This window comes from Banduia mediterranea (genome assembly GCF_031846245.1).
Lineage (GTDB): Bacteria > Pseudomonadota > Gammaproteobacteria > Nevskiales > Nevskiaceae > Banduia > Banduia mediterranea.
In genome coordinates, this window is sequence record NZ_JAVRIC010000001.1 from 35667 (window position 1) to 49657 (window position 13991).

Genomic DNA, 13991 nt, shown 5'->3' on the forward strand with positions numbered 1-13991 from the left:
GGGAATCAGAGGATCGGCCACGTAGGAAATCGTGGGTTGTTCTGACAATCTATAGAAATGAACAACATAAGACGTCTGCCAGCCGCGGCAGATTCACCCGTTGTCGGTAAGCATCGGTGGTTGGTTGACTCGGGGGGATCATTGCAGTGGATCTGATCGACAACATCAATTCTCTGCTGGGAGACGACTTGAAGCGCACGCTGCAGCCTGGGGCCAAGCTCAAGGTTGCGGCCTCGTGTTTTTCGATGTACGCCTACATCGCTCTCAAGCAGGAGCTGGAGGCCATCGAGGCGCTTGAGTTTGTGTTCACCTCACCGACCTTCGTGCCGGACCAGGTTGCGGACAAGCTAAAAAAGGAAAAACGGGAGTTTCACATCCCCAAGGCGGAGCGCGAGCGCAGTCTTTACGGAAGTGAGTTCGAGATCCAGCTCCGAAACAAGCTGACCCAACGCGCCATTGCCCGCGAATGTGCGGACTGGATTCGCCGCAAGGCTTCATTCCGGTCCAACAAGGCACAGGCACCGATGCAACCGTTCGCCGGCGTTCGAGGCGCCGAAGAAGACACCGTGTACATGCCCATACCGGGCTTCACCGCCGTCGACCTCGGCTACGAGAAGGGCAATGCGGTCTCCAACATCGTGACGCGCTTCAACGAGCCAGCGCACACCGCGATGCTCCTGAATCTATTCGACCACATCTGGAACAGTCCGGACCAATTGGAGGACGTCACAGCGCGGCTCTGCGATCACATCGCGTCTGTTTACCAAGAAAACCCGCCGGAGCGCATCTACTTCCTGATGCTCTACAACATCTTTCGGGAGTTCCTGGAAGACATCAACGAAGACGTGTTGCCCAACGACCGAACGGGTTATCAGGACACGCTGATCTGGCAGAAGCTCTTCAATTTCCAGCGCGATGCGGCCACTGGCCTGATCAACAAGCTGGAGACCTACAACGGCTGCATCCTGGCGGACAGCGTCGGCCTCGGAAAAACCTTTACCGCGCTCGCGGTCATCAAGTATTACGAGCTGCGCAACAAGTCCGTGCTGGTGCTGTGCCCAAAGAAGTTGGCGGATAACTGGCAGACCTACAAGGGCAACCTCAAGACCAACACCCTGTTCAAGGACCGGTTCAACTATGACGTGCTTTGCCACACCGACCTGAGCCGAACGCGCGGCGAGTCATTGGGCATCGCGCTGGACCGAGTGAATTGGAGCAACTATGACCTCGTCGTGATCGACGAATCGCACAACTTCCGCAACAACGACATCTACAAGGACAAGGAAACGCGCTACCAGCGCCTGATGAATCAGGTGATCCGGCAGGGCGTGAAAACCAAGGTGCTGATGCTTTCGGCCACCCCGGTCAACAACCGCTTCAACGACCTCAAGAACCAGCTGGCGCTGGCCTACGAGGGCGACAGCGAAACCCTCGGCGGCCAGCTGCGCACGGCCAAGGACATCGACAGCATCTTCCGCAGAGCGCAGGCCGCGTTCAACGCCTGGTCCGTGCTGCCGGCGGAAAAGCGCACCGCCACGGCCATCCTGACCGCGCTGGATTTTGATTTCTTCGAGCTGCTGGACAGCGTCACCATTGCGCGCTCGCGCAAGCACATCCAGACCTTCTACGACACCTCCGAGATCGGGCACTTCCCCGAGCGCCGCAAGCCGCTGTCCTTCCACTGTCCGCTGACCACGCGCGATGACGTCATCGGCTTCAACGACATCTTCGACCGCCTGTCCCTGCTGAAGCTGGCCGTCTACGCGCCCATCAGCTACATCCTGCCCAGCCGCCTGAAGAAATACGAGGAGTTGTACGACACCGAAGTCGAAAGCGGCGGCGGCAAGCTCAGGCAGGCGGACCGTGAGAAGAGCCTTCAGGCGCTCATGACCACCAACCTGCTCAAGCGCCTGGAAAGCTCGGTGCAAGCCTTTCGGCTCACGCTCAAGAGCCTGCGGCAGAGCCACACCAGCGCCCTGGACAAGATCGCGGACTGGCGCGAGCGCGGCGTGCCGAGCACTTTCGCTGACACTTCCAACGCGTTTGAAGACGTGTCGGAAGATGACGACGAACTGCCGCTGCCCGGTGACGCCACCATCGGCAAGAAGATCCAGATCAGCCTGGACGACATGGATTTGCCGAGCTGGGAGCAGGACCTGCAGGCCGATCTGGTCTTCATCAACGAGCTGCTGCGCGAGATGGAAAAGGTCACGCCCGTCGACGACGCCAAGCTCCAGCACCTCAAGACGCAGATCACCAGCAAGCTCACCTCACCGATCAACCCCGGCAACCGCAAGCTGCTGGTCTTCACCGCCTTCGCCGACACCGCCAACTACCTGTACGACAACCTGGCGGAGTTCCTGCTGAAAGCGCACAAGGTCCACACCGGCAAGGTCACGGGCTCGGACGCGCCCAAGTCCACACTCGGCACCATCCCCGGCAGCCGGCAGACCTACGACTTCCAGGGCCTGCTCACACTGTTCTCGCCGCGCTCCAAGGAAAAGGTGCTGGTCTACCCCAACGAGCCGCGCGAGCTGGACATCCTCATCGGCACCGACTGCATCTCGGAAGGCCAGAACCTTCAGGACTGCGACTACCTCATCAACTACGACATCCACTGGAACCCGGTCCGCATCATCCAGCGCTTCGGCCGCATCGACCGCATCGGTTCGCAGAACGCCAGCATCCAGCTGGTCAACTACTGGCCGGACATCAGTCTGGACGAGTACATCAACCTCAAGGAGCGGGTCGAGAACCGCATGATGATTGCGGACGTCACCGCCACCGGGGATGACAACGTGCTCAACGCCCAGGCCAACGACGTGGCCTACCGCAAGGAACAGCTCCGCCGCCTGCAGGACGAAGTGATCGAGATGGAAGACGTGCGCACCGGGGTCAACATCACCGATCTCGGCCTCAACGACTTCCGCATGGACCTGCTCAACTACATCAAGACCCACGGCGACCTGAGCAATATCCCCAACGGACTGCACGCGGTGGTCCCCGCTCGACCGGACTTGGGCCTGCACCCCGGCGTGATCTTCACGCTGCGCAACCGCAACCCCGCCGTCAACCTCAACCAGCACAACCGCCTGCATCCGTTCTATTTGATCTACATCGGCGCCGATGGCCGCATCGTCAACGACCACACCGAGGCCAAGCGTCTGCTGGACCTTGCCCGCACGGCCTGTCGCGGGTTCCACGAACCCGTGCGGGAAGCCTATCTGCCGTTCAACGAAGCGACACAAGACGGCAAGGACATGAAGCGCTACTCCGACCTGCTCGACCAGGCGATCAAGACCATGATCGACGTCAAGGAAGAAAAGGACCTGGACAGCCTGTTCACGCCCGGCAAGACCACGGCCCTGACCGGCACCCTCTCCGGCCTTGATGACTTCGAGCTGATCACCTTCATCGTGGTGCAAGCCGTCGCATGATCGGCGCCCCGTATAGCTACCCGGCCAAGGCCAGCTTTGGTCGGATCATCCCCAAGAATCGGATTTACGAGCACGGCCGCCTCGGCAAGGCCCTGCGCGAGCGCATCAAAGCCCAGGTGGACCGCATCACCTGGGCCGCGAAGCTGGCGCCAGAAACCACCAACCTGCCGGAAGCGCAGGGCGTGCAGGAAATCCAGATCATTGAACTGACTCAGCGCGACAACGACCTGGATACGTCCGTGCTGTTGGCCATTGACAGGGCGATTCCCAAGCCCACCCTGTTCCACCTGCGCTACCGGGGACAGGTTCGCATGGCCGCCGCCTACAAGCGGCCGAGCGAGGCGGACCGCAGCAAGTGGGTCATCGGCGAGCACTATCTCGGGGACTGGTACCCTGAGAACGGGGACCGACAGGCACTGCCGATTGCCCTCGACCTTCAGGGGCTCTACGAACAACTGCTGCGCGGCCTGCTGCCGCACCCCGCGCGGCCGGGCGAGAGCATCGCCGCGCATCTGGAACGGGTCGAAGCGATCCGTCGCCATGAGCGCGAACGGGCCAGGCTGGATGCCAAGCTCCAGCGGGAAAAGCAGTTCAACCGCAAGGTCGCGCTCAATGCGCAGCTGCGCACGGTCAACCAACACATCGAGACGCTGACCGCCTGACGGCAAGCCAGCGCTGTGCAACACGGGGAACACGATGGACAAGCTGAAGATGCACTCGCCGGACCTGACGCAGGACAACATCGCGCGCATTCGCGAGCTGTTTCCGGGGTGCGTGACGGAAGCCGCCGACAAGAATGGCAAGCTGCGACTGGCGGTGAACTTCGATCAGTTGCGGCAGGAGCTGAGCGAGCAGGTTGTCGAGGGTCCGCAGGAGCGTTATCAGCTTGATTGGCCGGGGAAGCGCGAAGCGCTGCTAGCTGCGAACGCGCCAATAGCAAAGACGCTGCGGCCTGTCCGCGATGAGAGCGTTGACTTCGATACCACCAAAAACCTGTTCATTGAGGGCGACAATCTCGATGCAGTCAAGCTGCTGCAAGAAACCTATCTCGGCAAGGTCAAGATGATCTACATCGACCCGCCGTACAACACAGGGAATGACTTCATCTACGAAGATGATTTCGCTGAGGACTCTGGTGAGTATCTACGCCGTTCCAATCAGATTGATGAATCGGGAATTAGGCTGGTAGCCAACACGACATCTAATGGTCGATTTCATTCCGATTGGTTGACCATGATTTATCCCCGTCTGCGCCTTGCTCGCAACCTGCTGCGTGATGACGGAGTGATCTTCATCAGCATCGATGATGAAGAAGTTCACACCTTGCGAAAGGTATGCGACGAGGTCTTCGGGCGCGAAAATTTTGTTGCTCAGTTTGTTTGGAAGGCTAGGCAGTTTACGGATGCGAGGGCCAAAACCAACGTGTCCACAGACCATGAATACATCATTGCTTACGCTAAGAACAGTGGGTTTTCATTAAAGGGAGTTGGTCGAGATGAGTCCAAGTTCTCAAATCCAGACAATGACCCTCGCGGCGACTGGATGAGCCGTAGCATTCTTGGCCTCGCGACCCGCGACCAGCGCCCAAACTTGCATTACGAAATTGTTGAGCCTGGAACAGGGCGTGCATTTCCTCCGAGCCCATCCACGGGCTGGCGATACTCGAAGGAAAGAATGAATGAGTTGGCCGTAGAGGGGCGCATCCTCTTTCCAAAAAACGATGATGGCAGGCCGAGGGAGAAGAAATTTCGTAAAGAAATGAAGTCGGACTTCATCGCTTTTCGGTCCATCATTGATGATGTCCACACGGCAGATGGTACGCAGGAGATACGCGCCCTCTTTGGATCAGATCTTTTCCCATTTCCGAAGCCAGTCGCCCTTATCGCAGACCTCGTCAATCAGGTTGCAGATGAAGAGGATCTGGTCATGGATTTTTTCAGCGGGTCCGCAACCACGGCCCAGGCCGTAATGCAGGTCAACGCTGGTGACGGTGGAAAGAGAACATTTGTCATGGTGCAGCTTCCAGCGCCCTGCGATGAGAAATCAGATGCGCACAAGAGTGGCTACAGAACTATTGCCGAGATCGGCAAAGAGCGTATCCGTCGTGCTGGCAAAAGAATCCTCGAAGCCCAGTACCACGCAAGTTGGAACAAGGACACCGGCTTCCGCGTCCTGAAGGTGGATGCCTCCAACATGGCGGACGTGTACTACTCGCCGGACGCTGTAAAGCAGGACCTGCTCGCCGAACAAATCGACAACATCCGCTACGACCGCACCCCTGAAGACCTGCTGTTCCAAGTACTGCTCGACTGGGGCGTCGATCTTTCGCTGCCGATCCGGCAGGAGAGCATCGCCGGCAAGACGGTGTTCTTCGTGGATGACAACGCGCTTGCCGCCTGCTTTGATCCTGGCGTGGATGAGGCCTTCGTCAAGACGCTGGCCGGCTACAAGCCGCTGCGCGTGGTGTTCCGGGATTCGGGCTTCGCAAGCGATAGCGTGAAGATCAACGTGGAGCAGCTGTTCAAGCTGCTGTCGCCGGGCACGGAAGTGAAGTGCGTCTGACCCGGTAACCCGCCATGCCAACCCACACCCCTTACGAACCCGACGTCTTGCCGCTCACCGCGCTGGACTGGCGGCGACTGTTGCCACTGGTGGGCCAGGCCAACGCGGCGCTGGCGCGCTATGACGGGCTGCTGCAGGGCATCCCCAATCCGGCGGTGATGCTTTCGCCGCTGACCACGCAGGAGGCGGTGCTGTCGTCCAGGATCGAAGGCACCCAGGCCACCGTAGACGAGGTGCTGGAGCAGGAGGCCGGGTTGCTGAAGGAAGGCTCGAAGTTCCAGGACATCCAGGAGATCTCCAACTACCGCGCGGCGCTGTATGCCGCGCGCGAGCAGTTGAAGGATTATCCGATACGGCTGGCCTTCGTGCGCGAGCTGCACCGCATTCTGATGAGCAGCGTGCGCGGGCAGGACAAGACACCCGGCGAGTTCCGCAAGGACCAGAACTGGATCGGCAAACACGGTTGCCCCATCGAGCAGGCCAGCTTCGTGCCGCCCAACCCGGTGCAACTGCCCGACCACCTGCAGGCCTGGGAACGCTATCTGGACAGCGACGATGCCGATTTCCTGCTGCAGACGGCCGTGGTGCACGCCCAGTTCGAGCTGCTGCACCCCTTCAAGGACGGCAACGGGCGCATCGGGCGCATCCTGATCCCGCTGTTCCTGTTCCAGAAGCGTGCGTTGTCACAGCCGATGTTCTACCTGTCGGAATACCTGGAGGCGCACCGCGAGGACTACTACGAACGGCTGAAGGCGATCTCGGCCGATGGCGACTGGGACGGCTGGATCGCGTTCTTCCTGCAGGCCATCGTGGCGCAGGCAGGCACCAACAGTGCCCGGGTGACGGCCATACAGGCGCTGTACGAGGAGATGAAGTTGGCCATTCAGGAGGCCACGCATTCGCAGTACACCGTGCATGTGCTGGACGCGATCTTCAGCAAGCCCATCTTCCGTTCGTCGGACTTGACCGCGCAGCTGAAGCGCGATTTCGGCATCCACGAGAAGACGACGCCCGGCCTGCTGCGGCAGATGCGCGACGCCGGCATCCTGCGGGAACTGCAGGCCGGCAGCGGCCGCCGCCCGGCCACACTGTGCTTTCCGCGCCTGATCAACCTGGCCGAAGGCCGCGAGGTGCTTTGAGATGCTTGTGGAGCGCCTGAGCGCGACTAGCAGGCTTGTGGTGTCCATTTTTTGTTTTGGACTCCGCAAAACCGTTTGTGGCGTTCCCAGGCTCCGCAAGTTGTCCGCGGCTTGCAGAAACGGCCGAACCGAAGTCGGCCGCCGCGCGCGCGGAGAGCCACGACAAATCAATGGCTTAGGCTTTTCTGCAGGTCAAACACCGCAGGAAGCTTGTAGAAAGGGTAAAGAAAGCGAGCGCAGATTCGAATGAAACTCAAGTTCAAGGTCCAGCCGTACCAGACGGCTGCGGTTGAGGCGGTGCGGGATTGCTTCACCGGACAGCCGCCGGCCGCCCCGGTGCGCTACCGCATCGATCCGGGCAGCGCACCAGCATCCGAGCCGGCACCCCGGCAGGTGGGCATGTTCGGCGACGAGCCGCCCCCGGTCGATGCGGGTTTTCGCAATGCTGATGTGATGCTCAGCGCCGCGCAGCTGCTGGAGAACATCCAGACGGTCCAGCGGCATCAGAACCTGCCGCAGTCTGCCGCGATGGTCGTCGACAAGAAGACCGGCTGCGCGATCAATCTCGATATCGAGATGGAAACCGGCACGGGCAAGACGTACTGCTACCTGAAGTCGATGTTCGAGCTGAACCGCTGCTACGGCTGGAGCAAGTTCATCGTGGTGGTGCCGAGCATCGCGATCCGCGAGGGCGTCTTCAAGTCCCTGGAGATCACGGCCGACCACTTCCTGCGGGAGTACGGCAAGAAGGCACGGGCCTTCATCTACAACTCGAAGCAGTTGCACGAGCTGGAAAGCTTTTCGTCTGACGCCGGCATCAACGTGATGGTCATCAATGTCCAGGCGTTCAATTCCACTGCCAAAGACAATCGACGCATCTACGAGGAGCTGGATGACTTCCAGTCGCGCCGGCCCATCGACGTGATCAAGGCCAACCGGCCGATCCTGATCCTGGACGAGCCGCAAAAGATGGAAGGCGAGAAGACGCTGAAGTCACTCAGCGAGTTCAAGCCGCTGATGATCATGCGCTACTCCGCCACGCACAAGACCGAGTACAACAAGATCCATCGGCTGGACGCGCTGGACGCCTACAACCAGAAGCTGGTGAAGAAGATCAGTGTGCGCGGCATCACGGTGAAGGGCCTGACGGGCACCAATGCCTATCTGTACCTGGAAGGTATCGAGACCTCGCCGAGCAAGCCGCCGATCGCGCGCACCGAGCTGGAGATCAAGCAGGGCAACGGCATCAAGCGGGTGATGCGCAAGCTGGGGCGCAACGACAACCTGTTTGACCTGTCCGGCGGCCTGGATCAGTACAAGGGTTTCGTCGTCTCCGACATCGATGCGCGCACCAACACGCTCAGCTTCTCCAACGGCAAGGAGGTGAGCGCGGGAGAAGCCACGGGCAACGTGGACGAGGCGGCGATGCGGCGGATTCAGATCCGTGAGGCCATCCGCGCACATCTGGAGAAGGAGCAGACGCTGTTCCCGCAGGGCGTGAAGGTGCTCACGCTGTTCTTCATCGACGAGGTCGCGAAGTACCGCCAGTACGACGCCAGCGACGAAGTGCCGGGCGAGTACGCGCGGATCTTCGAGGAGGAGTACGCGAGCCAGCTCAACGAGCTGAAGACCCTGCTGGAGCCGGAGTACACCGCCTACCTGAACGGCATCGCGGCCCAGAACACCCACGCCGGCTACTTCTCGATCGACCGGAAAACCAAACGGCTGGTGGACCCTGCCACGGGCCGAAGGTCCACAGAGACGGACGACGTCGATGCCTACGACCTGATCCTGAAGGACAAGGAGCGCCTGCTGTCGCTGACCGAGCCGGTGCGCTTCATCTTCTCCCACTCCGCGCTGCGCGAAGGCTGGGACAACCCCAACGTTTTCGTGATCTGCGCGCTCAAGCACAGCGACAACACCATCTCACGGCGGCAGGAGGTGGGGCGCGGCCTGCGTCTATCGGTGAACCAGAATGGTGACCGTATGGACAATCCCATCACGGTTCACGAGATCAACGAACTGACGGTGGTGGCCAGCGAGAGCTACAGGGATTTTGTGAATGCGTTGCAAAAGGACATCAGCAACTCGCTCTCCGCGCGGCCGCGTATTGCTGACGAGGCGTACTTCACCGGCAAGGTACTGAAGACGAGCACAGGTGATTTGGAAGTAACGCCGCTGATCGCCAAGCAGATCTATCGCTACCTCGCGAAGAACGACTATACCGACGACTACGACAAGATCACGGATGCCTATCACACCGCCAAGAAGGAAGATCAGCTGGTTGAGCTTCCTCCCGAGTTACAGCCCTACACGGAGCAGGTATTCGCCCTGATCGATAGCGTCTTCAGCGAGGCTCAGCTGCCGACGATTGGCGATGACCGAATGGCGAAGACCAATGCACTCAACAAGAACTTCGAGAAGCAGGAGTTCCAGGCACTCTGGGGCAAGATCAACCAAAAGGCGGCCTATACCGTTCACTTCGATACCGATGAGCTGATCAAGAAGTGCGTGCAGGCTCTGGACAATGAGCTGAGAGTCACTCCGATGAAGTACTTGATCGAGCGCGGAACGCAGATCGACAAGGCGAAGCACGAGGACCTACAGGCCGGCTCGGCGTTCCGGGTTCTCGAAACCACGCGTGAGGAGTATCAGCATTCCGTGCACTCGGCAGTGAGGTACGACCTGATCGGCAAGCTCGCGGAGGCCACCCAGCTTACCCGACGCACCATCGCCAGCATCCTGACCGGGATCAACGAGGTTGTATTCGGACAGTTCCGGACCAACCCTGAGGATTTCATCGCGAAAGCGGCCATGCTGATCGGCGAACAGAAGGCGACCGCCATCGTCGAGCACATTGCGTACGACCCCGTCGATGAGCGGTATAACTCGGACATCTTCACAACAGAGAAGCCACGAGACGACCTCAGCAAGGCGTTTGAGGCCAGGCGTCACGTCTACGACTACGTATTTACCGACTCCAAGAACGAACGCCGTTTCGTCGAGGAGTTGGACGCGAGCGCCGAGGTCGTGGTCTACGCCAAAATGCCGAAGGGCTTCTTCATCCCGACGCCGGTCGGCAACTACAACCCTGACTGGGCCATCGCGTTCCAGGCGGGCAAGGTGAAGCACATCTATTTCGTGGCCGAGACCAAGGGCTCGATGTCATCCTTGGATCTGCGAGCGATCGAGCAATCGAAGATCGACTGCGCGAGGAAGTTTTTCGCCAGGATCACGTCCGACCAAGTTCGTTACGACGTCGTTGATAGCTACGGTAAGTTAATGGATTTGGTTGGTTGATAGCATCTAAAGCTGCGGCAAGGTTCGCCCTATTTGTTTGATGCTAGACCGTCGTCATCGGCCGGCGAACAGAAGGTCTCTGACATTTGTGTCCACTTTTGGGTGGTGCTCCTTTCAGATTCGCGCAATGTCAAGATATTCAAGCAGTCTTCAATAGTTTCTTCATCGAGAGGCTTGGACGAATACGCGCTCAAGGACAGAGCGGCCGATTGGCGTCTTCAGATCGCTGCGCTATGGTGCGGCTCAGTCCCGATCATGAAATCCGCCTCCAATGAACGCCCTGCCCGGCGCACGAGAAATTACGCAATTCCTGCATCAAAGCATCCCGCTGACCGCGGCTGCGCAACTCGATGTCCTGGAATTTTCGATCACGCGCGTCCGTATCGCGGCGCCGCTGGCGCCCAATCGAAACCACCATCAAACGGCCTTTGGCGGCAGCCAGGCAATGGTCGGTGTGGTCAGCGGCTGGACGCAGGCGCACGCACTCGTATTGCAGTCCGGTGTGTCGGTGACGTTGGTGGTGCAACACAGCGCCATGGATTTTCACGCGCCGGCACGTGCTGACTTCGAAGCGCTCAGCAGTTTGCTCGATTCGGAGGCGCAGGCCTTCGTCGAGACCTTGCGGCAGGGCCGGAAAGCCCGCATCGAGATTCACACCGAGATTCGACAGGCGGGCCGTCGCGTGTCGGGCCATGTCGGCCGTTATGTCGCCCTACCCGAGGAGCAAGCCACATGAAAACGCCCCGATTCTGTCTCGATTGTGCAGCGCCGCTGGTCGCGGCGGAGCAAGGTGGGATGACGCGCCTGGCCTGCTCGGCGCCGGACTGCGCTTACGTGCACTGGGACAATCCGACGCCGGTGGTCGCCGCCGTGGTCGAGTATCGCGGCAAGATCGTGCTGGCCCGCAACAAGGCCTGGCCCGGCCCCTTCTTTGCGCTGATTACCGGTTTTCTCGAAAAGAACGAAGTGCCGCATGAAGCGGTGCTGCGCGAAGTCGAGGAAGAATTGGGATTGCACGGCGAAGTCGCAAGCTTCATCGGCCACTACGGTTTCGAACGCATGAACCAGCTGATCATCGCCTATCACGTGCGTGCCGAAGGCGAGATCGTGCTCGGCGAGGAACTGGCCGAATACCGGCTCGAGAACCATGCGGACATCGTGCCCTGGCCGGCCGCGACGGGTCTGGCGCTCTACGACTGGCTCAAGGCGCAGGGACACGAACCGCCGACGCCGCGCTGGACGGTGCGGCCCGAATGAGCCCTCATCCGGAGGTGTAGGCCAGCGCCTCCAGCAGCATCGGATGCAGCGCCGGGACCGCCGCCAGCAGATTGCGCGTGTCCAGATTCACTTCGCCGCCGTCGAGTTCGCTGACCACGGCGCCGGCCTCGCGCAGGATCACCGTCAGCGCGGCGATGTCGAGGATGTTCAGATCCGATTCGAGCACGGCATCGAGCTTGCCGTCCGCGAGCCAATGGTAGTGCAGGAAATCGCCATAGCCGCGAATGCGGTGCAGGCGCGGAATCAGCTCGCCGAAACGCATCCAGGCCGGTGACTGCGCCAGGGACTTGAGGTTGCCGGTGGACAGCGTCGCTCGGTCGAGGCGGTCCACCTTGCTGACCGCAAGCGGACGCGGCGTCTCGTCGTCACGCGCGAACCAGGCGCCCTCACCGCGAGCGGCCCACAGACGTTCGGTGCCGTACCAGCACGGCGCGCTGGAGACGCCGACGATCAGATCGCCGCGCTGCATCAGCGCGATCTGTGTCGAAAACACCGGATAGCGACGCACGAAGGATTTGGTGCCGTCGATTGGATCGATCAGCCACAGAAAATCCGCATCGGCATTCTCGCGTCCGAATTCCTCGCCGAAGAATCCGTGCTCGGGAAAGCGCGTCTGCAAGACCTGCTTGATCGCCTTCTCCGCGTTTTCATCCACTTCCGTGACCGGACTGGCGTCCTGCTTGTAGCGCACGTCGAAGGGCTGGGCATAGGCCGTACGAATGACCTGAGCCGCCGCGTCGGCGGCTTCCAGCGCGGCCTGCAGGTAAGGGTTCGACGTGGCGTTCGACATGGACAAGACAATGTGAAAAACGGGGCGCAAAGCATACCCGAAGCCCGCCGCCGGACTGTGGCCGGGCGGTACGGTGAATTACACTGCGGCGATGGGCAAAAGACTATCCAAGATCGTGACGCGCACCGGTGATGCCGGTGAAACCGGCCTGGCGACGGGCGCGAGACTGGCCAAGACCGATCCGCGTATTGCGGCGATCGGCGAGGTCGATGAACTCAACAGCCATCTCGGCGTGCTCATCGAAATGGGTTTGCCCTCGCCCTTGCCAGAAATTCTGCGCGAAGTGCAGAACGATCTGTTCGACGTGGGTGGCGAGTTGTCGATGCCGGGACTGGCGCCGGACCAGGCCCTGATCCGCGATGTCGCGCTGGAACGACTGGAAGCGGATTTCGAGCGCATCAACGATACGCTGCCTCCGCTCACGGAATTCGTGCTGCCGGGCGGCACCCCGGCCGCCGCGCAGGCGCATGTGGTGCGTGCCGTGTGCCGGCGCGTGGAACGCGCACTGTGGTCCGTGCCGGACCCGGCGATGAATCCGTTGCTGCCGCGCTATCTGAATCGTCTGTCCGATCTGATGTTCGCGGTGGCGCGCCAGCTGGCGCGGATCGACGGCGGCAGTGAAGTCATGTGGCGGCATTCACGGAAAAAGAAGAACTGAGCGGCCGGCTTCAGTCCTTCGGCAGCTGCTCACGCATGCCGACGCAGAGCTGCTCGATGCCGTCGAGGATGCGCGGCGACTGACGCGCCAGCAGGCTGGCGTCGACGCGCACGAAGGCCTGGGCGTCCACGGCCGGAATCGCATCGAACCGCGCCCAGTAGTCGCGCACGCTTGCGGCATCCTCGTGCTGGCCGTAGACGATCAGCTGGGGACTTTGCGCGATGATCGACTCCATGCCCACCGGCGCGGCGATGGCTGGCAGATCGGCGAAGACGTTGAGGCCGCCGCAGAGTTCGATGGCCTCGCTGATCGGCGAGGCCGCATTGACCGTGAACACCGGCTGCATCTGGATTTGGTAGAGCACGCGCCAGGGATCCGCGTTCACCGGTCGCCGAAAGCGTTCTCTGACGGCTTGAAGACGTCGTCGGTAGTCCTGTTCCAGTTCACAGGCGCGATCCTCGGCGCCGATCCAGCCGCCGATATCCAGAATCGCTTCCCCGATATCGTCCAGCCCTCCGCTGTCGATCCAGACCACCTGCAAGCCGAGCGACTGCAGACGCCGCACGGTGTCATCGCGGGTGCCGCCGCGCCAGGCCAGCACCAGATCGGGTTTGGCCGCCAGCAGTTGTTCGAGGTTCAGATTCGCAGCATCGCCGATGACCGGCTTGGCCGCTGCCTCCGCCGGGTAGTCGGTCCAGGCGATCACCCCGACCAGCGCATCGCAGCGGCCGAGCGCGCAGACCAGTTCGGCCAGGTGCGGTGCCAGCGTGACGATGCGCTGTTGGGCCTGGAGCGGTGGCGAGAGCAGCATTGCGGAGAAGACAAAA

Annotated in this window: 10 protein-coding genes; 8 read left to right on the forward strand and 2 right to left on the reverse strand. The window is 60.9% G+C overall.

Annotated elements, in window-relative coordinates; all coding sequences use genetic code 11:
* Positions 1-146: 146 nt before the first annotated feature.
* From RM530_RS00180 to RM530_RS00210, 7 genes are all read left to right on the forward strand, one after another.
* Entirely contained in the window at positions 147-3437 is a 3291-nt protein-coding gene (locus RM530_RS00180) for a helicase-related protein (protein WP_311363180.1), read from the forward strand.
* Positions 3434-4099: a DUF4391 domain-containing protein gene (locus RM530_RS00185; RefSeq protein WP_311363181.1), complete on the forward strand. Its 666-nt coding sequence runs from the start codon at positions 3434-3436 to the stop codon at positions 4097-4099. The genes RM530_RS00180 and RM530_RS00185 overlap by 4 nt, the downstream gene beginning before the upstream one ends.
* Positions 4100-4133: 34 nt before the next feature.
* Positions 4134-5999: a site-specific DNA-methyltransferase gene (locus RM530_RS00190; protein WP_311363182.1), complete on the forward strand. Its 1866-nt coding sequence runs from the start codon at positions 4134-4136 to the stop codon at positions 5997-5999.
* 14 nt (positions 6000-6013) lie between these two features.
* The gene (locus RM530_RS00195) at positions 6014-7138 is read left to right on the forward strand and encodes a Fic family protein (protein ID WP_311363183.1); all 1125 of its coding nucleotides are present in this window, start codon (positions 6014-6016) and stop codon (positions 7136-7138) included.
* A gap of 246 nt (positions 7139-7384) precedes the next feature.
* The gene (locus RM530_RS00200; RefSeq protein WP_311363184.1) at positions 7385-10438 is read left to right on the forward strand and encodes a type III restriction-modification system endonuclease; all 3054 of its coding nucleotides are present in this window, start codon (positions 7385-7387) and stop codon (positions 10436-10438) included.
* Positions 10439-10709: 271 nt separating this feature from the next.
* Entirely contained in the window at positions 10710-11174 is a 465-nt protein-coding gene (locus RM530_RS00205) for a YiiD C-terminal domain-containing protein (RefSeq protein ID WP_311363185.1), read from the forward strand.
* Entirely contained in the window at positions 11171-11695 is a 525-nt protein-coding gene (locus RM530_RS00210) for an NUDIX domain-containing protein (protein ID WP_311363186.1), read from the forward strand. Before RM530_RS00205 ends, RM530_RS00210 begins: the two co-directional genes overlap by 4 nt.
* 4 nt (positions 11696-11699) lie before the next feature.
* Here RM530_RS00210 and RM530_RS00215 read toward each other — a convergent pair whose 3' ends face one another.
* Positions 11700-12479 carry an inositol monophosphatase family protein gene (locus RM530_RS00215; RefSeq protein WP_349256133.1) on the reverse strand — a complete coding sequence of 260 codons (780 nt, stop codon included), beginning with the start codon at positions 12477-12479 and terminating at the stop codon, positions 11700-11702.
* A gap of 118 nt (positions 12480-12597) precedes the next feature.
* On the opposite strand from RM530_RS00215, the gene RM530_RS00220 reads away from it, so the two are divergent.
* Positions 12598-13164: a cob(I)yrinic acid a,c-diamide adenosyltransferase gene (locus RM530_RS00220; RefSeq protein WP_311363188.1), complete on the forward strand. Its 567-nt coding sequence runs from the start codon at positions 12598-12600 to the stop codon at positions 13162-13164.
* Positions 13165-13174: 10 nt separating this feature from the next.
* Here the strand turns inward: RM530_RS00220 and RM530_RS00225 are convergent, their stop codons facing one another.
* Entirely contained in the window at positions 13175-13975 is an 801-nt protein-coding gene (locus RM530_RS00225) for a helical backbone metal receptor (RefSeq protein ID WP_311363189.1), read from the reverse strand.
* Positions 13976-13991 lie beyond the last annotated feature (16 nt).